The organism is Colwellia sp. D2M02, from assembly GCF_018860755.1.
Taxonomy (GTDB): Bacteria; Pseudomonadota; Gammaproteobacteria; order Enterobacterales; family Alteromonadaceae; genus Colwellia; species Colwellia asteriadis.
The window spans coordinates 1-23,604 of sequence record NZ_JAHKPW010000092.1 but is presented as its reverse complement, the minus strand read 5'-3'; the positions used below and the strand labels follow the sequence as shown (position 1 = coordinate 23,604).

Here is a 23,604-nt window from a genome sequence, read left to right as displayed (position 1 = left end):
AATTTACTTGCAATAGGTTAGTTAAATTGATTAACAACCTGTGAAACAACATCATTAATTGTTGCTGATGGTGTTTCTTTATCATCTGACGACAAACGTTTAGTTGCCCAACCATGCCATACTGGTTGATGCGTTTTAACGTCATAAACATCAATCGCTAACTTACCTTGAGTATATTGTCTTACGCTAGTGTCTGTCCCCATTGATGCGCCGTAAAAACCACGGCCGCCATAGTAACCACTTCCCCAACCAAAGCCAGTGTTATAAGTAGATGGGTAGCTGTTTACCTTAATTTCTTCTCTACTGCCTACCGTATAAGAAATAGTGAAGTCAGCTTTTTCAGCGTCGTCAATTAACTGATAACCTTTAGCAATGAAAGCTTGTTCAATGCTTTCATCAACACGAACTTTCATTACTGGGTTAATATCTGTTGGTGGCGCCATTATTTTAGCTGTGGTCAACCAAGCAAATGTTTTATAGTTTTTAGTATCAATATTAGTGTTTTTATCAAAACTAATTTTTGCAGAGTTACTTGTACAGCCAACACTTAATATAAGTAAAGTGGTAACTAAAAGTAGTTTAATTTTAAGCATCGTATCTTCCATTTGGCGTTTGTTGGTATATTCCAAAGTAATACATCAATAACAATATTACTGTTTAGAAATGTAATCACTGTAAATATAAATCATAACAACACGTTAATACAGGCAAACTGTAATTAAAATACGAATAGCTACTAAAAACCGTATTAAAAGCTAAAATCAACCTTCCGAGTAAATTAAAAAAATCCTTTATCACAATAACGTATTTAATGGTTGACATCATAAAGTAAAGCCTTTAAAAATAGTGCTAAGTATCTTTTTATTTATTGATAATAATGTTTTCTACTATTAAGCAAATCACTTTTACCTCTGTCCTCTTATTGGTCGTCGTTGTCACGTAGTGGCGGGGAGAGTTGTGCTTAGTCAATTAACATTAAGTCAATTATCATAAACCCCCGCTCTTTTATAAGTCGGGGGTTTTTTATTTGGCGCAGATCAGTTTTATAAAGAGCAAAATTAAAGCAACAATAACTAAATAATATATAAAGTAGGATAACAACATGGCAACTGAAGTGTTTAGCGGTGCTGAAATGGTGGTAAAATCATTATCCGCGCTTAAGGTGAAATACATTTTCGGCTACCCCGGTGGCTCAGTTTTAGACATTTATGATGCTATTTTTCAGCAAGATGAAATAGAGCATATTCTAGTACGTCACGAGCAAGCAGCAACTCATATGGCAGATGGTTACAGTCGTGCCACGGGTGAAGTTGGTGTGGTACTAGCGACTTCTGGCCCAGGCGCAACTAACTGTGTTACCGGTATTGCCACCGCGTACATGGACTCTATTCCTATGGTTGTTTTAGCTGGGCAAGTTGCCAGTTCACTCATTGGTAATGATGCCTTTCAGGAAACCGATATTGTTGGCTGTACCCGTCCTATCATTAAACATAGCTTTAGCTGTCGCAGCTTAGCTGACATTCCTGACGCCATAGCTAAAGCGTTTTATCTTGCCAGTACAGGTCGCCCTGGGCCCGTTGTGGTAGAGCTACCTAAAGATATTTTAATTCCGCAAAACAAAGCCCATTTTCACATTAATACCGACGTTACCATGCGTTCATACAACCCAAATGTTAAGGGTCACCCAAAACAAATCAGAAAAGCAGTTAAGGCAATTAATAACGCCAAAAAGCTTGTTGTATATTCTGGCGGCGGCGTGGTGTTATCAGACTCTTCTGAGTTATTAACTCAACTTGTCGAAACTTTAAAAGCGCCAACAACTAATACGCTAATGGGATTAGGCGGACTTTCCGGTACCCATAAACAATTTATTGGTATGTTAGGTATGCACGGCAGTTTAGAGGCCAATAAAGCTATGGCTAATGCTGATGTTATTTTAGCGCTTGGGGTGCGTTTTGATGACAGGGTAACAAATAACGTTGAGAAATTTTGTCCTAATGCGACCATTATTCATGTTGATATTGACCCAACGTCTATTTCAAAAACCATTAATGCTCATATTCCTGTGGTTGGTTTACTCAATGTTGTTATGCAGCAACTGTTAAATGAACTTAAAGCCATTGAATATACTCCAGATGAAACAGCGCTAACTCAATGGTGGCAACAAATTAACCTATGGCGTGATAGAAAAAGCATTAGCTATCAGCAAGATAACGATCAAAAAATCAAACCACAACGTGTTGTTGAAGCACTTTACAAAGTCACTAATGGCGAAGCCTATGTTTGCTCTGATGTTGGCCAACACCAAATGTTTGCTGCACAATATTACCCGTTTTCCAAACCACGCCAGTGGATAAACTCAGGTGGTGCTGGCACTATGGGCTTTGGTTTACCGGCGGCAATGGGTGTAAAAATAGCTTTTCCTGATAAACATGTCATTTGCATCACCGGTGACGGCTCTATTCAAATGAATATTCAAGAGCTTTCTACCTGTATGCAATATAACTTACCTGTAGTTATTGTAACGTTGAATAACCGCTCTTTAGGTATGGTTCGCCAATGGCAAGATATGGTGTATGACGGACGCCATGCTTCTTCTTATATGGAGTCGTTACCTGACTTTATTAAACTGGCAGAAGCTTATGGCCATGTTGGCATCAAAATAGATACCTTAGATGAGTTAGATGACAAATTAGCACAAGCATTTAGCATTAAAAATCGTTTAGTTTTTGTTGATGTACTCGTTGATGAAAAAGAGCATGTTTACCCTATGCATATTCGCACTGGAGCAATTGATGAAATGTGGTTAAGTAAAGGAGTAAAAGCATAATGCGTCGTATATTAGCTATTTTAATGGAAAATGAACCTGGCTCACTATCACGTATCGTCGGTCTTTTTTCACAACGAGCTTTTAATATAGAAAGCTTAACCGTAGCCCCCACTGACGATAACACCTTATCACGTATGACCATTGCAACTCGCGGTGACGATAAAGTATTAGAGCAAATTGTTAAGCAAGTGAACAAGCTTGTTGATGTGTTAAAAATTACCGACATTACTGATCGCCAGCATATTGAGCGTGAATTATTGTTAGTGAAAGTGGTGGCGATAACAGAAAAATCACGTACTGAAGTAAAACGTATAACTGATATTTTCAGAGGTAATATTGTTGATATTGGTAAGCAAATATACACCATACAACTGACAGGTAATGCCGATAAGCTCAATGCCTTTATTGAAACATTAAAACATGAAACTGAGATTTTAGAATCGGTGCGTTCAGGCTGCGTTGGTATTGCTCGCGGCGATAAAGCGTTAAGAGCATAGTGCTTTAGACGAACCTTTAACAGGTAAAATCAAAGTACAAGAATTAAAGCACAGAGTTACAGTACAGAATTAAAGTACAGAGTTAAAGTAATCGCTCACAAAAAAGCCTGACTCGATAACACCAGTCAGGCTTTTTATTCGCTGATAAGTACGCTAAGTATCTAAGCTGATATTTTAGCCCAAGTATCACGCAAGCCAACCGTACGGTTAAACACTAACGCGCCCTGCTCTTGAATATCGTTATCTAAGCAGAAATAACCTTGTCGTTCAAATTGGTATGCTAACTCAGGCTTAGCTTGCGCTAACGCAGGCTCAACTTTAGCATGATTAATTACCACTAATGACTCAGGATTAATCACTTCTTTAAAGTCACTTTCTGCTGCTGGGTTTGGCACTGTAAATAAACGATCGTACAAGCGTACCGTTGCATCAAGTGATTTTGCTGCATCAACCCAATGAATTACGCCTTTAGGTTTAGTACCATCGGTTGGATTTTTACCTAGAGTTTGATCGTCATAACTACAATAAACCGTAGTTACGTTACCGTCTTCATCTTTGTCGCAACCCGTTGCCGTAACAACATAAGCACCACGTAAACGTACCGCTTTGCCTAACACTAAGCGTTTATATTTTTTATTAGCTTCTTCTTTAAAGTCTTCAGCTTCAATGTAAAGCTCTTTGCTAAATGGCACAATACGCGTACCTTGCTCATCATCACTTGGATGGTTTTTAACAGTTAACTCTTCCGACTTATCTGCGGGGTAGTTCTCAATCACTAATTTAATAGGGTCAAGCACTGCCATTGCGCGCGGTGCATTGTCATTTAAGTCTTCACGAATACAAGCTTCAAGCACGCTCATTTCAATGGTGTTATCCATTTTGGTCACGCCAATACGTTTTGAAAACTCACGTAATGAGCCTGGGGTATAACCACGACGGCGAAATGCTGCAATCGTTGGCATGCGCGGATCGTTCCAGCCATCTACTAACTTTTCTTCAACTAAGGTATTTAGTTTACGCTTACTCATTAACGTATATTCTAAATTTAAGCGTGAAAATTCATACTGGCGTGGTGTTGCTGGCACAGACACGTTCTCAATAACCCAGTCATATAAACGACGATTATCTTGGAACTCTAACGTACAAATAGAGTGAGTAATACCTTCAATAGCATCCGATAAACAATGCGTAAAATCGTACATTGGGTAAATACACCATTTATCACCTGTTTGGTGATGGTGAGCAAAACGCACGCGATAAATAATAGGATCGCGTAAACACATAAAGCTTGAACTCATGTCTATTTTAGCGCGCAACGCACAAATGCCTTCTTCAAATTCACCATTTTTCATTTTAGCGAATAAGTCTAAGTTTTCTTGTGGCGAAGTGTCGCGATATGGACTGTTTTTTCCTGGTTTATTTAACGTACCGCGATATTCACGTGTTTCATCAGCATTTAAGAAACATACATACGCTAAGCCTTTTTCAATTAACTCAACCGCATAACCATGTAATTGGTCAAAATAATCTGAAGAATAGTGAATATCTCCTGCCCACTCATAACCTAACCACGAAACATCTTTTTGGATAGCATGAACATAATCAATGTCTTCTTTCTCAGGATTGGTATCATCAAAACGTAAATTACATAACCCTTGATAATCTTGTGCAATACCAAAATTTAAGCAAATAGATTTAGCATGACCAATATGTAAAAAGCCATTAGGCTCAGGCGGGAAACGGGTTTGAACCTTACTATGTTTGCCACTTGCTAAATCTTCATCAATGATATTGCGAATAAAATTTGTTGGGCGGTTTTCGGTATCCGACATTTAGAATAAACCTCAAAAAAAGAAACTAGACACTTGCTATATTCAGGCATTATAACAAGGGATTGCAAGAGCGAATAGCGTTAATAAAAGCCTTTTATACTTTGTTCAATGATATTTAGCTAATTTTCTTAGGTTAGGTAACAGGTATCATTATTAAAATACCTTATTTAGGCGCCTTGTTTAAAAAGCTTAATAACTTATCACTGCATAAGTGACCATTAACGACACTCTATTAGCTCTGTTCGCATTAATAAGCTACGGTTTAGATGAAATATATTATGTGCTTCTTCCATACTAATGGCCTCAAACCTCACGCTACTCCCTTGCTTAGCTTGGGCAAGTTTAGCCGTATCAAAGGCAATAACCGAGCCTATTTTAGGGTAGCCGCCAATTGTTTGCCTGTCATTAAGTAAGACAATAGGCTGTCCATCACTGGGGATTTGCACCGCCCCATGACAAATACCTTCAGATAAAATACCGTTAATCTTTGATTTAATCGCCTTACCCGTTAGGCGATAGCCCATACGATCACAATTTGCAGAAACTTGATATTCACTACTAAAAAATAATCGTTGCTGTAGCGCTGAAAAGTGCTGTTGTTGATAACTTAATATAGTACGCAATACAATGGCGTCATGGTATTGCGGCTGTTGCTTACATGGCAGCTTTAATCGCACTATACTTTTTATTGCCTTGTTATCATGCTCTCTATTTTGATGTGCTAACTTATCCGTTGAACACATCAACATATCACCTGCAACTAATTTACTGCCATCACCGTGCAAACCACCAATATTTTCTCTACACACGGTCGCACTACTGCCAAAGCAGTCACTCAACACTTCATTAGTAACCGAAAAACCGCCATAAACAGCCAAATAACTACGCAGTCCATGAACGGCATAACCCAATTCAATGACATCTCCTGCTTTAACAAAGTGACTTTGCCACAATGCTTTAGCGTGGCCATTAATGGTTAGCGGCATGTCAGCGCCAGTTAAGGCAATAATGCTGTCAATACAGGCAATTAGGGTTAAACCACCAAGGCTTACTTCAAGCATGGCGTCATTGGGTTGGTTATGGCATAAACGATTAGCCCAATAAAACGCGGTATTATCTAGTGGCCCACCATTAGTTAAGCCATTATTAAATGCACCATAACGCCCACCATCTTGCAACAAAGTGAGCATACCAGGGTTTTGTACTTTAAATAACGATGTAAGATTATTCATTAATCATGCTACCGTGTTGGGCATTGTCTAGCACGCCGCTTAAAGCAATAAATTCTTGTTTAGAAATGCCTTTAAACTTTACCCTGTCTCCTACGTTAACAGGCATTGATGGCTTACTTTTAAGGCTAAACATTTCAATTGGACATAAACCAATAATATTCCAGCCACCTGGAGATTCGCTTGGGTAAACGGCCGTTTGTCGGTCAGCAATAGCAACCGCTCCCTTAGGGACTTTCAGTCGTGGCGTTGTTAACCGCGACATGGCAATACGTGAGTCAACCTCACCTAAATAAGCAAAGCCTGGTGCAAAACCAATAGCATAAACCCGATATTCTTGTGCTTGATGAATAGCAATAACCTCATCAATACTTAACTGTGCTTTACTGGCAATAGCCAATAAATCAGGACCTGACTCTGTGGAATAGTATACGGGCAGCTCTATTATCTCACCACGTGATGCGCTATCTAGGCTGAGATTCGTTAGTAACGAGCGCAGTTTATTGCGTAATTGATGATGATCAAGCGCTAACATATCAAACATCACTAAAATAGACGCGTACGAAGGGATTAAATCAATGAAGCTGCCTTGCAAGTTAGTGCGAATTAACTGCTCGGCTTGATGAATAAGGGCTGCAGTTTCATCACAGGCCTTATCAGAAAAATAAATAATTAACGCATTTTCACCGGCAATACTAATGGTTGGTGCACTATTTGTTGTCATTCATTTATCTCTGCTAGTTAATCTCTGCTAGTTAATCTGAATTTGGCTTATTTAACTTGAGCAATTAATGCCTTGATGTCAGTGATCGCTGCAACGCCAGCAAGATTATCACCATGAACACAAATACTATCAACCTTCAACGTTAATACTTTACCGCTAATGGTGGTAATAGTACCTTGTTCACAGAGCTGTTTAACCTGTTTTAAAGTATTTTCTGTTGAGTGAACAGCTTCAGCTTTTTGACGAGAAAGTAAGCTGCCATCATCATCGTAACATCTATCGGCAAAGGCTTCTGCTAATAGCTCAACATCATACGCTAGTGCTTCTTGTTGATGCTGATTAAATTGTGGCGTCGCCTGTATCATTAATTTAAGTATCGAATTTTTGTTCGTTTTTTGCCGAGCTTTTTGATATTGAGATACCGCTTTAATAATAGCTATTCGTATTGTGGCGTTTTTCATCATGTCGTTGTATAGCGCGCCATGAGGTTTAACATAGCTTAACTCTAGCCCTTCAGCCTTAGCCATGCCGTCAAGGGCTGCTATTTGATAGAGTATAAAAGCGTTAATTTCTTGCTCGGTACAATTAAGGGAGCGCCGACCAAAGCCAACTAAGTCAGGGTAACTAGGGTGGGCACCAACGCTTACTTGCTGCTGCTTTGCTAGTAATAAAGTTTTTTGTATGATGAGCGGGTCACCGGCGTGAAAACCACAAGCAATATTGGCTTGGTCAATATGAGGCATCACCTGCTCATCTAGCCCCATAGTCCAACTACCAAAGCTTTCACCTAAATCGCAATTTAATTTCATCTGCTCTCTCGCTATCATTTATCTAACGCGATTATATACATGTTAGCTGGTAAAGTGCAGATTTTCGTGATTCACACGGCACAATATATCACTGAGTAAAACGCTTACTTAACCGCGGCAACTAACTCACCAGAAAAACGAACTTTTTGACCATCAAGTAAACGTTCTCCGCCGCGTACGACAACATTATCGTTTGCTGCTAACTCACCAATAACCGATACCCAGCGTTCAATACCTTGACCCACAAGTACTGACACTTTTTTAGCCTGGTGATCTGATACGGTTAATACATAGGTTTCATTTTCACGTAACACTAAAGCGTCGCGAGGTACTAAAATCGCATCCCTAGGAGATTGCTTAGGTAAAGAAACTGTGACAGCGCTGCCCGCGATAATCGCTAAGTTATCGGCGGCAAGTCTCACTTCAAACGTGCGAGATAATTGACTACCTGCTTGGCTCCAAGTGCGAATAGGCAACTGAATTAATTGTTGCTGCCACTTTACCATTACTTTTTGACCGCGCGTTAAAAAAGGCGCAATAGCAATAGGCGCCGCAATACTAACATCTAAGTTTTTAGTATCGGTTAATTGTAATAAGGGTCTACCAATGGTGATCAGCTCCCCAACATGAGCAAACTGCTCGCTAACATTACCGCTAAATGGCGCAACTATTGCCGTTTTTTCAATAGCTAATAAGGTTTGCTCAACTTCAATAGACAAAGCTGCCGTTTCGTTTATTGCAACGGTTAAATCTTTACTAACGCGTTCAAGCTCACTGAGCGCAGAATTATTTTTTTCACTTAACGTGGCAAAGCGAGCTTTCTGCCCACGTAGATAATCAACATTCGCTTGATGCTGGTTAACTTGCGCCTGTTGTCGCTTTAATTGCAATTTTAAATGGCGATCGTCTAATTGCGCCAGCAATTGACCTTGTTTGACTTGGCTGCCAACTTCTTCCACCCAAAGTAATTGACCGGTTTGCTCTGCTGAAATAGGGGCATTTTTACGGCTGATCACATTGGCTGGTAACCACATGGTAGGATTAACTTGCTCTTTTTTAACTTGTTCAATACTGACTAAATGCCCCTGCTCAGGCTCTTGTGCAAAGGCTTGTCCACTAAATACCATCATGACTAATGTTGTACTAGCAGCTAATAGCTTGAGCGCTCTTATCCTTTGAACAACCTGTCCGCTTTTATTTAATTTATTTATTAATATCATGTTCATCATTTCCCTCAGAAGTCTCTACTAATTAGGTAACTCATCCATTCGTTTATTTGTTTATTTGTTTATTTGTTTATTTGTTTATTTGTAAACAGCATAACTAAGCATTTTTTAATGTAGGGTTCATTACCCCATCCTTATGCGCTTTACCCAACCGAAAGTCTTGTAATGACAACCTTAATAAGCAAGGTAATAAGACAATGGTAAATAACGTGCTAAAAGCAAGACCACCGACAATAACCGCGGCTAAGCCCCGATAAATAGCACTACCGGCACCTGGTACTAATAACAGCGGCAACATTCCGAAGAAGCTGGTTGTGGTACTCATAAAAATAGGTCGTAAGCGCAGCACTAATGACTGTTCAATGGCTTGGGTTCGACTTAAGCCTTGTTGTTGCCCTACACGAGTTTGATGAACTAATAAAATGGCATTATTTACCACTAAGCCCAGCAAAATAATAAAGCCAATCATCGTTAACAAATCAAGTGGTTGAAAAACGCTTAAGTTAAGCAATTGTATTGCTAAAATACCGCCAACTGTCGCTAATGGGATGGTAATAACCACTAACATGCTATCTTTGACTGATCTAAACAAGGCAGCCATTAACAAAAAAAGAATCACTAAAGCAAAAGCAAAGTTTTCTCCCATCACCGTAATGGCTTTAGCGAGTTGATCAGCACTACCGCCATATAAAATATTACCGTCATCGGGCATAACCAATTTAAGCTTAGGCTCCACTTGCTCTTTTAAGACCGTAATCGTTTCTTCTAGTGACCATCCTTGCGGTGGTGATACATTCAGGCTAATGGTGCGATGCCCATTAATGCGCCTTAACTGACTTGGCCCAACAGTGCGTTCAATATCCACTAAGCTCGATAATTGTGAAACGCCGCCATTACCTGTAACCATAGGCACATCGGCTAAATTATCAGGATCGCTCCAGCCATCGGTACGTAAAATCATATTTAAGCGTTTACTCCCATTAAAGTATTCACCTACATATAAACCATCACCTAAAGTACGTACTACGCTACCTAACGCTCGACGATCCCAGCCTTGCTCGATAATAGTGCGATCATTTGGGTTTAAACTAATTTCAGGCTCTGACATCGCCAAACCTGGGTTAGCATTAACATTAGCTCCCTCAATGGCTACTTTGACTAGCTCAATGCCTTGGCGAGCAGCTTCTTGCAATCCCGTCATATTTTTAGATTGCAAATGAATTTGTACTTGTCGTCCACCGCCAAAACCACCAAATAAATTACCCTGACGAGCGAAAACTTGAGTGTCTGGTAAGTCAATCAACACTTCCTTTTTTACGACTTCAAGTAGCTCATTCACTTTACTTTGATCTTGCGCTCTAATACCTAAGTTACTGCCAAATGTGCCTGCAAAAATATAGTAGTTTTTCAGTGCTGGCTCTTTTTCGCCATTCATATAGGGCTGTAAACGTTCTACTATCGGCTTAACAACCTCTTGCTCAATAGTATTAATATTCATCCCCGGCGGCAGTTGTAAAAACGCATCCACTGCGTCTCGTTTAACTGGTGGTAAGTAATCCAATTTTGGCATGGCGATAACACTCACCATTACAGGAATGATCAGCAAGCTTAGCGATACCGTTAATCGTTTAGTACGAGAGTTGGTTAACTTCATCACTGAGGAAGTGATTGACTGCCAAAGTTTTTGGTTTGGATCGTTAAGTGTGCTTTGCGTTAAAAAGTATTTAGCTAATACAGGCAATAAAACCACCGCGACAATAAGCGAGATAGAAACCGCGATGGCAATAGTTAACGCTAAATCACCAAATAGCTGACCTTCAATGTCTTTAAGAAAGAATACGGGTAAGAAAATTGCGACTGTGGTCGCGGTTGACGCCAGTAATGCGCCCCAAACCTGACTAGTGCCCTGCTCTGCACTGTCGTGAGCATTTAACCCTTTGTCACGCATACGCAAAATGTTTTCGAGTACGACAATCGCGGCATCTAATACCATACCAACGGCAAACGCTAGCCCAGCAAGGGAAATTACATTAAGTGAACGCCCCGTTATTTCTAAGACAATAAAAGTGCTTAATAAGCTCACCGGAATAGCCGTAGCAATAATAAAAGTTGCTCGCATGCGACGAATAAAAAACCACAACACTGACAGCGATAACACGATGCCTAAAAATAAATTCCCTGTCACTAGATTAATCGCTCGATAGATAAAGACCGAGGCATCAAACGATTGCACCATCACTAATTGTTTATCGGCAAGTAATTCTTTGTTGATGGCTTCCACTTCCGTTTTTACACTGTTGAGCGCATCTAACACGTTTGCACCATTGGCGCGGTTAATACGCATAGAAAACGCGGGGTTACCATTTTGTACCGCAACACCTTGAGGGTCATTACGCTGAACAGACACAGTGGCAATGTCACTAAGACGAATATTGCGCCCACCGCGAGCCTCTAATACTAACTGCGAGAGCTCTTCAACATCATATTTTCCGTTATAACGTAAGGTATATTGGCGTTTACCAACATCAACAAAACCACCTGAAACATCATTACTAGCCGTAACTAGGCGAATTAACGCCGGGATTTCTATGCCTAGTTCTGCGGCTTTGATTGGGTCATAACGAATTTGCAGCTCTTCTCTTACTTGCCCAGTATTTGCCTGCACAGAGGCAACCCCTTCAATGGCTTCAAGACGCGGACGAATCACATCATTGGCGTAATCAATATAATCATTAATATCTAAATTATTGCCCGGTAACGCTTGTAAAAAGAAAAATGTTAACGCTGGGGTGTTTCCTCCCCCGCCACCACCAAGCATGATACGTGGAGGCCTAGCATCTCTGGGTAAGTTAGCCACGCGAGTCATACGGCTGATCACTTCAATTAAGGTTTGATCCATATTGGTATCAATATCAAATGATAAATTAATGAAAGCTGCCCCACGATTAGCAAAGGCATTCATTGAGCTTAAGCCAGCAATACCTCGTAGGACTTGTTCTTGTGGCTCAATAATTTCTGATTCAATCTCTTTTGGTGATGCCGCTCGCCAGAAGGTTTCTATACTAATTTGCGGTCGCTCTATATCAGGAAATAACTGGACAGGTAATTTAAATAAACTTAACAAGCCCACCAAAAGGATTAAGGCAATTCCAACGGCTACTGCTGCGGGACTAGCAAGTGCGCTTTTAGTGAACTTCATTTCAACTCCTTGAGAAAGTAACTCTGTACAACCAGAATTAACAACTAAACCACAATAAAACTCCAATCAAGCCATAACATTTCAGTAAACCTGTCACAAAAATGTGTAGCACTAATGAGTAACACTTAATGGGTATTTGGTTGCATTTCCATGACATTTATTTTCATTAAATATACAAAGGGGTTGAGTTAATGAAAGCCGCTTGCGCTTAATAACAGTTTAAATACGACCAATTACGTAGAAGAAATATGCTGCAATATAAAGACATAAATTGACATACTTTTATCGCTGATGCGCCGAATTCAACTTATCCACGCATTAGTATTATTCGACATTACAAAAACTAAAAACGCTATTGGTTGAGGAAAAGTACGCGTTGGTTATAATAAAGCCCATTTCCTCTTATCTTAGGTTCAATAAGAATGCCTTTTACTCGAATGCCCATAAAAAATCATATAAGCGTGTTGTTGTTAAGTACTTTAGGTTTTTCATCTTATGCAGAACAGCCCAAAGAGCTAGAGTTAGAATTAGAGCCTAAAACAAAAAATCAATTACGCTTTGAGTCTTGCCTATTTAGTAGTATTAAAAACTCGGATAAAAGCACGACCCTTGCTCAAATAGAGCAGCACTGTGAAAATGAAGTAGCTAAAAAAATTATAGAAAGGGATGATGGAAAAAATATAGAGCTTGGCGCGTTAAGTCACCGACTAATAAAAGAAACAAGAAGTGCTTCTGATCCTTATATTATGACGCCACATAAAATGAACTATATATTGCCTGCATTACTCACCGACGGTATTAATCAAGAAGCATATAAAACTCATGATAATTGGTATGGAAATCTCGAAGATATTGAAGCTAAGTTTCAATTAAGTATTAAAATCCCATTATTAGCTAATGACTTATTAGTTGAAGGCGATCAACTCTTTTTTGGTTTTACTATTGAGTCATGGTGGCAAATGTACTCAGATAAAATATCAAAACCATTTAGGGAAACTAATTACAACCCTGAGTTTTTCTATTTAGCCCCCATAGGGTTTCATCCTTTTGGAGGAAACTCGGCGATAGTACTCGGAATTGAGCATCAATCAAATGGCCGTTCTCAGGACTTATCTCGTAGCTGGAACCGAGTGTATATAACTTACTTATATGAAAAACGAAACTTCGCCTTATCGTTTAAACCTTGGTATCGCATCCCAGAAAATGAAAAAGCTACACCAAAGAGCAGTAATGGTGATGATAACCCTGACATTCTGGATTATATGGGACACTTTGAATTAGGTATGGCTTATAAGTTCAGTAAGGATTATGAGCTTTCATTTAAAGGAAGAGAAAACTTTTCTCATCATAGACGTTTTGTCGAGGTAGGCATTACCTTCCCATTATGGGGTAAGCTCAGAGGTTATGCGCAATACAGTAATGGTTATGGTGAAAGCTTAATTGACTATAACTATAACCAACAGCGTTTGGGCATTGGTATTGCTCTAACCACGTTTTTATAATGATAACGACTAAACTAAAATAATGAAGTACAGGCAGGAAACATAACGTGTACCTGCCTGTACTTTAGAAATTGCAACTAATCGAGACTAAGCTTAAATACGCTCACGATGTACAAATTTTAGCGCATAACTTTTTAACGCATAACCTTTACAAAACGATCAGTTAACAATAAACCATCAGTGACTGGCAAATTATCAAGGTGCCCTGCAATCTCGGCTAGGCGTTGCCCTGGTGTAGGATGTGTTTTATACATTAGCGCTAAAGCAGTGTCATCGGGAGAGATAGACGATAATAGCTGTAAATTATCAACAAAAGCATAAGGATCATACCCCGCTTTTGCTAACAATCGAATACCGTATTCATCAGCGATATATTCATCTCCTCGATCTAGGCCTTTAACATACAAATATTGAGCGGTATCTGTTGCCGTTTTAGCCCACTCACTATAGGCAACCTGCTTGCTGCTCGCACTAGTATTTTGCTGATAAACTTGTGTGGTAACAAATAAACTTTCTGTTAAAGCGACACGAAGTGTTCCTTCTTGTATTGCCTGTAAATGATGCTGCTCCGTTACATGAATAATTTCATGGGCCAGTACAGCAGCAAGTTGCGCTTCATTATCAAGCTGAGCAATCATACCTGAAGTAATAAAAATATACCCTCCTGGTGCGGCAAAGGCGTTAATGGATTCACTATTGATAACACCAAATGTCCAAGGTAAATCAGGTCTGTCACTATGGCTCGCTAACCACATTCCTACTTGATTAACATAATGGTTAATATTATTTTGCTCAACAAGCGGTCGAGCCCCCAGCAATACCGCTGACATATTTAAACCAATTTGAATTTCTTGTTCTTCGTCAATAGCTCTGGCATTTACAGCTTCTAGCCCATGATGTACTAAATGACCTACGTTAATATCACCTATTTTAATATCAGTACTTTGACAAGCACTAAGTAATAGTGCTGATAGTGAAGTAGCAAGTAAAGTCAGTATAGAAGTTTTCTTTATTGATATAGCCATGTTAATTCTCCTCCTTTACTGATACTTTTTGAGTAACTAACTCACCTGCTTTAGCAAACGCTAAGGCACTTTCTTTAGTTGTAGCATAGCTACTTAAGAGCTTAACCTGCTCCAAGTTTGCTTCTGCACTTTGTATGTCATTTTCATCAATTCCACGAATCCCGGTCGATACTGTTGATAGTGTATCATTACTTGTGCTGGCTAAAACGCCTTCAAGCCCACTCTCACCCTGCCTCTTTGCTTGTGCTAGAAAACGAACACTGAGCATACTTACCCAGCCAGAAACACCATGATGATTTACTGAGTTCTGCTTAGCTTTACTGGAATTAGGAGTCGAGTTAACACTATCTTGAGTAATAAAATACCAAGCACGCTGACGCGACTTTACCGTAATTGGAACGCCTTGAGTTAGCACCGCAATAACTTCACCTTGCGGGTTGGCTTGCTTTAAAAGAGGTGCGTCATTAATAAGTCGTGCACTACGCTCGGTATTAGCGTTTACACTTGTCACTGTTAATAACATGGTCGCTAAAGCGACACCTGAAAAAGAAAATACTTCATTACTTTTCATAATTCACTCTCATTTGTTATATGTGATTACTCAGTTCATCACGTTTTATATTGAGGTTGATACAATTTTACCATTGCATCACGCCCTTTAACTTGATGCTCACCATGATAAATAAAATCAAAGGTATGTTCCCCCGCTATTTTCGTTTGTTCTGACACTAATATACGGGCATTATTTTTCGTTAACCCTTCGATACGACTCGCTAAATTTACCGTATCACCAATAACGGTATAATCTAAACGCAAATCTGAGCCAATCATTCCAACAAGACATTCGCCGGTATGAATGCCAATACCAATATCGAAGTGCTGTAGGTGCTCAGGTAAGCTCTCTTTAAAGGCAAGCACTCTCTGCTCCATTTCCAGTGCCGCATCGATGGCCGCTACGGCGTGGTTTTCATTATTCACCGGCGCGCCCCAAAAAGCCATAATGCAATCGCCAATAAACTTATCTAACGTACCGCGGTGTTGAAATATCACTTTCACTTGCTGATTAAAATAATCATTTAATAATTCAACCACTTGCTGCGTATCATTTTTTTCAGCTATTTGAGTAAAACTACGAATATCAGAAAAAAGCACTGTTAACTCTTTTTTTTGATTAAGCTTTTCAGGTGATAATGCGCCTTCAGCCAATAATGTAGTGACCATTTCGGGGTGCAAGAAGCGCCCGAACATTGCTAATGCCTGTTGACGATTACGATATTCAAGATAACCATAATAAAAAGAAAATACGACAAACGAAATGAGTAACCACGCAATAGGCCCACCAACAAATAAAGCATATTGCTGAAACAATAAATAATAACTACCAACCGTTAGCGCCAAACTCAAAGCTAATGTGACGACACCCGCTCGTATTAATCGGTGAGAATACTTACTTCCCCCAATAAAACTTACGGTTATAAACGCTAGAAACAACGTCATCAGTATATAATTAACCGCCATAGGAGCTGGTTCTAAATACTGCTTATTCTTTAAATTATCAATCGCGGTTGCCAACATATAAACACCCGGCAAGTGGGGGTTGATTGGCGTTGCGCGTGCATCAAATAACCCTGATGCTGTAGCGCCAACTAAAACGATTTTTTTGGAAAGCTGACTTAGTAACTGCTTGTCACCGTCCATTATTGCTTGATAAACATCAACATAACTCAATGTTTTATAAGGTTGTTCACGCTGCCCTTGCCACTGCAATAACACCTTATCTACGTTAGGTAACGGCATACTTAGCGATTGTATTAACTTTGCAGGTAATGACAACATTTGCCAACCATCTATGTTTTTATTAACATCATAGTAACGACCGACACCGTCAGCGCTAGCACTAAAATTGATGCTCCCTAACTGCCAGTATTCTTTGTTAATTGCTTGTGGCAGCATAAAACGAGCTCGAGCATCAATAACTGCGCTCGGTGTTGCCTGTAAGCCCAACGCTGTAGGTAAAGTGCTTATTAATTGTCCTTTTCCTGACTGCGTCCTTAAAGCTAAGGTTGCAAAAAATACTTTATCGGTGGTCGATAATATTTCGTTGAAGTAGGTATCTGCGTCGGGTCGGTAAATATCAGCTTCGGCAAATAATATATCAAAGGCGATTAAGGCTGGCTGCTGCTCACTTTGGCTTCTACTATCAAATGTTTGCTGTTGAATTAACCCTTCAACAAGTTGAGCATGTACAGTTCTAGGCCAAGGCCAGCGTCCCGCTACAGGGCTTATTTTCTCTAAGCTATAATCGTCTATGGCAATCACAACAATATCATTATCAACAGGTAAATGAGGAGAGATTTTCGCAGACTGCCAATCAAACATTGAAAAATTAGCACTTGCCAATAATTTAAAGTGCAAAGCGGTAAAGTACGTTATTAATAAAATAAAACCGATAATAAATGTATGTTTTTGGTTTTTATTTAACTTCATGATTAGCTTAGTAATACCTTGATTCTGGCTTAATTTAGCCTAACTTCACCTTAGCCCTATTCTCTTTAATAAATCTACTATAAAAACCTCTAATTAGCTTATTTTTATTTAGATTAAGTTTCACTCAACGATAAGCTTCTCTTATATTAACTTAAAGCTTAACTATCGGTTGCCTGAAGATAAGTATAATATTGGAGTTATAACAATCATTGTCGACATTTATATTGTATTTCTGAACAAATCATAGAATAAACCTATACTTGAACAGAGCTACAGGAGTTTTTATGAACAATATTGAGCATTTTGTCGAAATTGGCAACGCACTGTCTACAGAAAAAAACCATTACGCGTTATTAGAAAAAATATTACAGCGCGCTATGCTACTTGCTAATGCCGATGCAGGTACTATTTACTCAGTAACAAAGAATGAAGACGAAAATCAACAAGCCCTAGTGTTTGATACCGTACTGAATAATAGTTTGAACTACCATTTAGGTGGCACAAGTGGCAGTCCTATTGATTTTGCACCTATTAATATTTACCAGCACGGTGAAACTAATCAAAGTGCTATGGTTGCTATTGCTGCAGCGACGAGAGACATCATTAATATTGAGGATGTTTATGCAAGTACTCATTATGACTTCACCGCAGCTAAAGCGATGGATCAGCGCAACAATTATCACACAAAATCAGTATTAACGATGCCGATGCAAAATCATCAGCAAGAGTTAAATGGTGTTATTCAATTGATTAATGCCACTGATGAGCAAGGTAACATTATTGCCTTTAGTGAAGATGTTATACGTACAATCTCAGCACTAACTTCATTTGCAGCCATTATTTTAACCAATAAACAACTAATCGACAGTATGGAGCAACTGTTTGCTTCGTTTTCTCAGGTTATTGCTGCAGCCATAGATCGAAAGTCGCCTTATACCGGCAACCACTGTCGCCGCGTACCTGAAATAACCATGATGTTAGCGCAAGCTTGCCATGATGTTGATAATGGCCCCTTACAAGAATTCGCTATGCAAGCTGAAGATTTTCACGAGCTTAGCGTTGCTGCTTGGCTACATGACTGCGGGAAAGTGGCAACGCCTGAATACGTAATGGATAAGTCAAAAAAACTCGAAACTGTCTTCGATAGAATGGCGCTAGTAAGTGCCCGTTTTGAAATTGCCGCACGTGATATTACCTACTCTACAAAACATAGCGACATAGGTAAGTTATCGTTACTCAAAACTTTAGAGTCTGATAGAAAATTTATTGAACATGCTAATACCGGTGGTGAGTTTTTTGACGATGAAAAAATTAATCGCGTTTATAAAATAGCTAAACATTACAAAGTGTCTATTGCAGGGGTATTACAACCCATCTTAAGTGAAGATGAAGTACATAACTTAATTACCAAACGCGGTACATTGAACCCTAAAGAGCGTCAAATTATTAATGACCATATGAAGGTTACGATAGAAATGCTCGAGTCTATGCCCTTCCCTAAACATTTAAAAAATGTACCTGAATATGCTTGTGGTCACCATGAAAAAATGGATGGAACCGGCTACCCTAAGGGGCTTAAGCGTGATGAAATGTCAGTGCAAGCACGTATTATGGCGATTGCTGATATTTTTGAGGCGCTTACCTCGAATGATAGACCTTATAAAGCCCCTAAAACACTCTCTGAAACGCTAACGATTATGGCTCGAATGAAACTTGACCAGCATATTGACCCTGATTTATTTGATGTTTTTCTCGAACAAAAAGTGTATATAAAGTTTGCTGAAAAGTTTTTAGATTCGTCACAAATTGACGAGGTATCTATTAACCAATTACCTGGCTATGAGAATTATCCAAAATAAAATAATGGCTCATGCCAGTAATCAGTAATCAGTAATCAGTAATCAGTAATCAGAAAAACTAAAAGGTCTTTGCGATATCTTGCAAAGACCTTTTTTGAGCATCAGGTGGTTAGTATCAATATTTATTGAGTGGTAGCCTCCGAGCTTATAGCTAAACCTTTAACCGTCGTTATACCTTTAACAGTTGTTATATCTTTGAAAATAAGGTCATGACCTTTAGTGATTTCTTCACTGTCATATTTTGCTGTTACAGCGCGATTATCATTAGCTAGCTTTTTACCTTTATTAAGATTTTTATGCCAATCAAGGCGTAAATCCCATTGATAACGATGTGCATGTGCAAGAGGCTGCTGACTTTCATCAACCTTTTCTAATACATTGGTTGCCTTGGTTAGTACTGCATCACGACCAAACAAATAACTTTGCTCTTTGACGATAGTTAGATAAGCTTTATTCAATTGTAATGCTCGTTCAGGAGATGGGGTAATCAGCTCATAAATGTTATTCGCCGCTTTTACCTTGTCACTATCAACCTTACCGTTTTTATCAAACCAACGCGCTAACATTTCACCATTTTGACGAAACTCGTCACCGCCACCAACACGCTCAAAGTAAGTTAAAAATTCACCCTGTGTTTCTCCTTTATTTGGCGCATCATGCTGCGAGGCCAAGTTTTGATAGCCCCACCCTTCTACACCATCAACCTTACGTGGAAACGAAAAGGTTTGATCGAGCGTGCTACCAATGGTTTTATGACAACCGCTACAAAAAGCAAGCTCTTGGTCGTATTGATGGCGTAACTGCCCTTGCTCATTTTCAATATAACCGTTTACTGTCCAACCAAATCCGGTATTAATACCTCGGTCACCTAATTGCTTAACTTGAGGAAGGTTCTCAGAGTCTTTTTCTTTTTGCTCTAAATAATATTCCGACGCTAAACTTTGCTTGCTTTTAAAGTTATGTTTTTTCATATAACGCACTTCTTTCATGCGTGGTGCGTTATAAATTCCGCCTTGCTCATTAACGCCAATGTAACGCACAGTATGCAGAAATTCAGTATCTTGCGGATACAAGGTATGCTCTAGCGAAATATCACTGGCGTCACCTAAATAATTTTCTTGCTTAACAATATGGTTAATTTCATTGCTCATCACACCGTCATTGTTTAAATCTACTCCCACCTTGTATTCTGAAATAGTGGGTAGTGTCGTTTGCGCCAGCTCTTTCATGGTGATTTCAACTAACGCTAAATTTGCAAAATAAACGTCTTGCGAGTATTTACCATTAACTTCTCTAAAGGCTTTCGGTAAACGGATCATCGCATCTGAAGTTGAACCATTCGTTGGCCAAAAGGTACTTGGAAACGGTTTATAGTTAAAAGCAACCCAATGGCTACCATCTTTAGCTAGGCCTTGCTGATTAAATGCTTGCTCGGGGTAAGCAAGATTTTCAATGGGTGTGTACTCCCCTTTCCAGTGCTTATCTTGTTGTTGTTTGTCAATAAAGTCACTGTAGTTATCTTGTGCGATCCAGTCTTTAATTTGTGCATCTGAAATGTTTTTTATCAGTGGACGTCGATCAATAAATAAATTTTTCCAATGATTAGTTACGCCTAAATCTGAAAACTGATATTCCCCTTGTAGTGCGCCATCATTCATGGCATTGCTACGATCTTTATCGCCACGATAAGTTTGATGACATGCATAACACGGGTTATTAACCCCGTCAGTTTTGGTATAACACTGCGGTGGAATAACGGTTTCTGCATTGTAAGTTTCGCCATGCTCAATATATGCCATAGCAGGAATGTTTTGCTGAGTTTGATACGGATACTCTTGGACTATTTGCTCAACATTTTTCTGGCTAAACTGCTCGTCTTGGTGCTCAACTTTATCCGCGCCACATGCACTTAGAACGCAGACAATTGCTGGCATTAAAACACGTAACATTTTGGCTTTATAAATATGGTTTTTAAGGGCGTTAATTTTCATAAGGTATCTTATTATTACGAGTTACTTGAAGGTTTTTATGTAGTTATTAACAAAGCAAGTAGATTAAGCGCTACTTGCTTTGCATTTTATTTGCACGATTTTTTACTTAACTAACTCAAATACAAGACCTGTTAGCGATTGAATTAAAGCTAAGTAACCTATCCAAACTATTTAACCAAATTAAAGGTTATTTAGATTTAGGGTCGTACATCCACAAGGTATTATTTTCTTGGAAACCATCTTCACCAATAATAATACGACCGTCTTTCATCACAATAACGTTATCAGGTTGCGATAATTGATTAACATCACAACGCTCTGCTCCCGTTAAACTTGAACGGTAAGTCCCACCCATAACGACTGGCTCAATACGTTTAATATCATAATTTTCTTCGAGTTTAGAACGATAAACACCACCACAATCTTTAACGCGTGCAGATAACTGAATATCACCTTCGCCATCAATCATGGTGTTATCAATATCAGCAATACCGTAATACATGAAAGCTTGCATAACATCTTCACCAGCAACGGCTTCTTCTTTACCAACGGCTTCTAATGCACGGTCATGGTTAATACTAATACCTTCAAGCTTACGCCACTCAGCAGTTGCACCTTTCATTTTAGCTGCTTGACGAGACTCTAAAAACGCAGCGCGATCATCCATTGGTTGACCCGCTGTTACTTTACTTCCACCATTTTCAACACTTGGGTAAGTAGCATCGCCATTAGCCCAAGCTTGAACGTCCGCTAAAGTCATGTAACTTGAAAGCCCTGAGTCGTAATCATCAGTATCAATACCGTCATATTCAGAAATCCACGCTTCAATGGTAGTATTATCACCTCGAGCAACTTCAACCCAAGTTACATCAAAACCAGTAGTTGCGGGATCTGAGCTTCCTTGGTCTTGTTTTAACTTAGCGCCGTACAAGGTACCTGAACTTAAATCTTCTGGCGTATCGGCAATAAATTTAAATAGCACACCACCGGTATCGTCTTGTGATGAGTAAACCGTTTTTCTGTCAGGCATAACCGTTGAGTTTTCATGCTCGTAGCGCCCGATAGTGTAATGTTTAACAACGATAGGCTCTGCACTTTTAGGCTCGGTTATTTCGGCAATATAACCATAACGATAAGGGTTAGGAAAATCAGGCGCTGTTAATGCTTCAATACCATCAGTATTGGTATTGGCAGGATCATTCCAACTAGGCGAAGTCGTTGAATTAACGCTAGAGTTAACAATCCACTCTTCAGAGGTTAACGGTGTTCCCCAAGGTGAAACCGAACCAAAACAGTTTGCTGCGGTGCCACCAACATGGTCAAAGTTAATCATCATTGCGTCTTTCACTGACCAACTGCCAAATTCATCTTTTTCAATTTTCATACGGCTCATACCGCCTGGGTACGATTCCCAGTTAGTAAAAAGGTAACCCTCACCTTCACCGGTAGACACATAACCGTTAAAATCTGGTGCATTGTTTTCAATAATTTTATCACCGCTGATCATACCGTAATGAACACCTAAACCTTTGGCCAAACCGTTAGCACCTAGCTCGCTAAAAGTATCTTGTGTTTGACCTAAAATTTGATATTCACCTAAAGCTGAAACTACCGTTTGGCGCTCAAAGTCTGATTGCGGTACTGGAGAGCTCACTACGTTTTTAGGTAAGTTATTAAAGTTAACACCACGTAAAACACCAACGGTACCTTTGTTAAATGCCTTTGCATTGACTTTATCAGTTTCAACGTTAGCATCTGACGGATGCTGAACATTGAAAAACAAATCCCCTTCATCCGTTAAAAACGCACCTGTCACTTCCGCGCCAGTAGGCACGGTGGCCAAACGTGTTAACACTGGTGTATGGTCAACGCTAACAATAGGAGCATCAATACCATCGGCACCTGCAGCGCCATCTGCGCCATTAATACCATCTTTACCGTCATCACCATCACATGCTGTCAAGGCAACCATTACCGACAGAGACAATAGAGATAATTTACTTTTATTGTACTTTTTTGTATTAACTATTGATGTAGACATTGCTCTTCCTAATTATTTTTAGATAATAAAATTTTTGTATCGCTGTTAAGGAGTCACCTAATAACAACGACTACCAAATGGCAAAAAGAGTATGGAATTGCTTATTTACAAATTAGTGACAATTTTGTGACTTTTGTGCGATGAATAAATTTTTAATAAAACACTACTGACATAACGCTGTCAGTAAGGGCGTAATATGATAAGACCAGCTAGCATTATTTAGCTAAAAACCTAGGACTGTTGATCTTTCGAGATTTTTTGCAGATTTTGTTGGTGTTTGTATTTATACAAGGCAGAGCCTTAGTAATGTAGTTATTCAGGACAATAAGCGCCTGCATTGTCTAATAAGCTAC

16 protein-coding genes are annotated in these 23,604 nt (G+C 39.3%); 4 read left to right on the top strand and 12 right to left on the bottom strand.

The window, feature by feature from the left end; translation table 11 throughout:
- Window positions 1-17: 17 nt before the first annotated feature.
- A complete protein-coding gene (locus tag KO495_RS17445) occupies window positions 18-593 on the bottom strand; it encodes a DUF4136 domain-containing protein (RefSeq protein ID WP_215981694.1) in 576 nt (191 codons plus the stop codon).
- 509 nt (window positions 594-1,102) lie between these two features.
- On the opposite strand from KO495_RS17445, the gene KO495_RS17440 reads away from it, so the two are divergent.
- Together KO495_RS17440 and ilvN are read left to right on the top strand one after the other, a co-directional pair.
- Window positions 1,103-2,830, top strand: coding sequence for an acetolactate synthase 3 large subunit (locus KO495_RS17440; RefSeq protein WP_215981693.1), 1,728 nt, complete (start codon window positions 1,103-1,105; stop codon window positions 2,828-2,830).
- Entirely contained in the window at window positions 2,830-3,327 is a 498-nt protein-coding gene (gene ilvN / locus KO495_RS17435; RefSeq protein WP_215981692.1) for an acetolactate synthase small subunit, read from the top strand. The genes KO495_RS17440 and ilvN overlap by 1 nt, the downstream gene beginning before the upstream one ends.
- 161 nt (window positions 3,328-3,488) lie before the next feature.
- Here ilvN and glnS read toward each other — a convergent pair whose 3' ends face one another.
- The 6 genes from glnS to KO495_RS17405 all read right to left on the bottom strand — a co-directional run bounded on the left by glnS (window position 3,489) and on the right by KO495_RS17405 (window position 12,346).
- The gene (gene glnS, locus KO495_RS17430) at window positions 3,489-5,159 is read right to left on the bottom strand and encodes a glutamine--tRNA ligase (protein WP_215981691.1); all 1,671 of its coding nucleotides are present in this window, start codon (window positions 5,157-5,159) and stop codon (window positions 3,489-3,491) included.
- A 218-nt stretch (window positions 5,160-5,377) separates the two neighbouring features.
- A complete protein-coding gene (locus KO495_RS17425) occupies window positions 5,378-6,391 on the bottom strand; it encodes a biotin-dependent carboxyltransferase family protein (RefSeq protein WP_215981690.1) in 1,014 nt (337 codons plus the stop codon).
- Window positions 6,384-7,112: a 5-oxoprolinase subunit PxpB gene (gene pxpB / locus KO495_RS17420; RefSeq protein ID WP_215981689.1), complete on the bottom strand. Its 729-nt coding sequence runs from the start codon at window positions 7,110-7,112 to the stop codon at window positions 6,384-6,386. Before pxpB ends, KO495_RS17425 begins: the two co-directional genes overlap by 8 nt.
- Before the next feature lie 47 nt (window positions 7,113-7,159).
- The gene (locus KO495_RS17415; RefSeq protein WP_215981688.1) at window positions 7,160-7,921 is read right to left on the bottom strand and encodes a 5-oxoprolinase subunit PxpA; all 762 of its coding nucleotides are present in this window, start codon (window positions 7,919-7,921) and stop codon (window positions 7,160-7,162) included.
- A 104-nt stretch (window positions 7,922-8,025) separates the two neighbouring features.
- Window positions 8,026-9,141, bottom strand: coding sequence for an efflux RND transporter periplasmic adaptor subunit (locus KO495_RS17410; RefSeq protein ID WP_252739047.1), 1,116 nt, complete (start codon window positions 9,139-9,141; stop codon window positions 8,026-8,028).
- Between the two features lie 103 nt (window positions 9,142-9,244).
- On the bottom strand, window positions 9,245-12,346 hold the full coding sequence (locus tag KO495_RS17405) for an efflux RND transporter permease subunit (RefSeq protein ID WP_215981686.1): 3,102 nt from the start codon (window positions 12,344-12,346) through the stop codon (window positions 9,245-9,247).
- A 437-nt stretch (window positions 12,347-12,783) separates the two neighbouring features.
- On the opposite strand from KO495_RS17405, the gene KO495_RS17400 reads away from it, so the two are divergent.
- Entirely contained in the window at window positions 12,784-13,848 is a 1,065-nt protein-coding gene (locus tag KO495_RS17400; RefSeq protein WP_215981685.1) for a phospholipase A, read from the top strand.
- A 134-nt stretch (window positions 13,849-13,982) separates the two neighbouring features.
- Here the strand turns inward: KO495_RS17400 and KO495_RS17395 are convergent, their stop codons facing one another.
- Genes KO495_RS17395 through KO495_RS17385 form a run of 3 tightly spaced genes read right to left on the bottom strand, consistent with a single transcriptional unit; the run spans window position 13,983 to window position 17,360 of the window.
- Window positions 13,983-14,873 carry a M48 family metalloprotease gene (locus tag KO495_RS17395; protein WP_215981684.1) on the bottom strand — a complete coding sequence of 297 codons (891 nt, stop codon included), beginning with the start codon at window positions 14,871-14,873 and terminating at the stop codon, window positions 13,983-13,985.
- Between the two features lies 1 nt (window position 14,874).
- On the bottom strand, window positions 14,875-15,444 hold the full coding sequence (locus tag KO495_RS17390) for a hypothetical protein (protein ID WP_215981683.1): 570 nt from the start codon (window positions 15,442-15,444) through the stop codon (window positions 14,875-14,877).
- Between the two features lie 38 nt (window positions 15,445-15,482).
- A complete protein-coding gene (locus KO495_RS17385; protein WP_215981682.1) occupies window positions 15,483-17,360 on the bottom strand; it encodes an adenylate/guanylate cyclase domain-containing protein in 1,878 nt (625 codons plus the stop codon).
- 284 nt (window positions 17,361-17,644) lie between these two features.
- Here KO495_RS17385 and KO495_RS17380 point away from each other — a divergent pair, with 284 nt between their 5' ends.
- Complete coding sequence (locus tag KO495_RS17380) at window positions 17,645-19,219, top strand: HD domain-containing phosphohydrolase (protein ID WP_215981681.1); 1,575 nt, start codon at window positions 17,645-17,647, stop codon at window positions 19,217-19,219.
- 122 nt (window positions 19,220-19,341) lie between these two features.
- Here KO495_RS17380 and KO495_RS17375 read toward each other — a convergent pair whose 3' ends face one another.
- Both KO495_RS17375 and KO495_RS17370 read right to left on the bottom strand, forming a co-directional pair.
- Window positions 19,342-21,210, bottom strand: a complete 1,869-nt coding sequence (locus KO495_RS17375; RefSeq protein WP_215981680.1) for a hypothetical protein — start codon at window positions 21,208-21,210, stop codon at window positions 19,342-19,344.
- Between the two features lie 187 nt (window positions 21,211-21,397).
- Complete coding sequence (locus KO495_RS17370; protein ID WP_215981679.1) at window positions 21,398-23,251, bottom strand: alkaline phosphatase PhoX; 1,854 nt, start codon at window positions 23,249-23,251, stop codon at window positions 21,398-21,400.
- Window positions 23,252-23,604: the final 353 nt, after the last annotated feature.

Excerpts from the sequence above, each read along its gene's own strand:
- KO495_RS17445 (WP_215981694.1), bottom strand. The coding sequence starts at position 593 with ATGCTTAAAATTAAACTACTTTTAGTTACCACTTTACTTATATTAAGT.
- KO495_RS17440 (WP_215981693.1), top strand. The coding sequence starts at position 1,103 with ATGGCAACTGAAGTGTTTAGCGGTGCTGAAATGGTGGTAAAATCATTA.
- ilvN (WP_215981692.1), top strand. The coding sequence starts at position 2,830 with ATGCGTCGTATATTAGCTATTTTAATGGAAAATGAACCTGGCTCACTA.
- glnS (WP_215981691.1), bottom strand. The coding sequence starts at position 5,159 with ATGTCGGATACCGAAAACCGCCCAACAAATTTTATTCGCAATATCATT.
- KO495_RS17425 (WP_215981690.1), bottom strand. The coding sequence starts at position 6,391 with ATGAATAATCTTACATCGTTATTTAAAGTACAAAACCCTGGTATGCTC.
- pxpB (WP_215981689.1), bottom strand. The coding sequence starts at position 7,112 with ATGACAACAAATAGTGCACCAACCATTAGTATTGCCGGTGAAAATGCG.
- KO495_RS17415 (WP_215981688.1), bottom strand. The coding sequence starts at position 7,921 with ATGAAATTAAATTGCGATTTAGGTGAAAGCTTTGGTAGTTGGACTATG.
- KO495_RS17410 (WP_252739047.1), bottom strand. The coding sequence starts at position 9,141 with ATGATATTAATAAATAAATTAAATAAAAGCGGACAGGTTGTTCAAAGG.
- KO495_RS17405 (WP_215981686.1), bottom strand. The coding sequence starts at position 12,346 with ATGAAGTTCACTAAAAGCGCACTTGCTAGTCCCGCAGCAGTAGCCGTT.
- KO495_RS17400 (WP_215981685.1), top strand. The coding sequence starts at position 12,784 with ATGCCCATAAAAAATCATATAAGCGTGTTGTTGTTAAGTACTTTAGGT.
- KO495_RS17395 (WP_215981684.1), bottom strand. The coding sequence starts at position 14,873 with ATGGCTATATCAATAAAGAAAACTTCTATACTGACTTTACTTGCTACT.
- KO495_RS17390 (WP_215981683.1), bottom strand. The coding sequence starts at position 15,444 with ATGAAAAGTAATGAAGTATTTTCTTTTTCAGGTGTCGCTTTAGCGACC.
- KO495_RS17385 (WP_215981682.1), bottom strand. The coding sequence starts at position 17,360 with ATGAAGTTAAATAAAAACCAAAAACATACATTTATTATCGGTTTTATT.
- KO495_RS17380 (WP_215981681.1), top strand. The coding sequence starts at position 17,645 with ATGAACAATATTGAGCATTTTGTCGAAATTGGCAACGCACTGTCTACA.
- KO495_RS17375 (WP_215981680.1), bottom strand. The coding sequence starts at position 21,210 with ATGAAAATTAACGCCCTTAAAAACCATATTTATAAAGCCAAAATGTTA.
- KO495_RS17370 (WP_215981679.1), bottom strand. The coding sequence starts at position 23,251 with ATGTCTACATCAATAGTTAATACAAAAAAGTACAATAAAAGTAAATTA.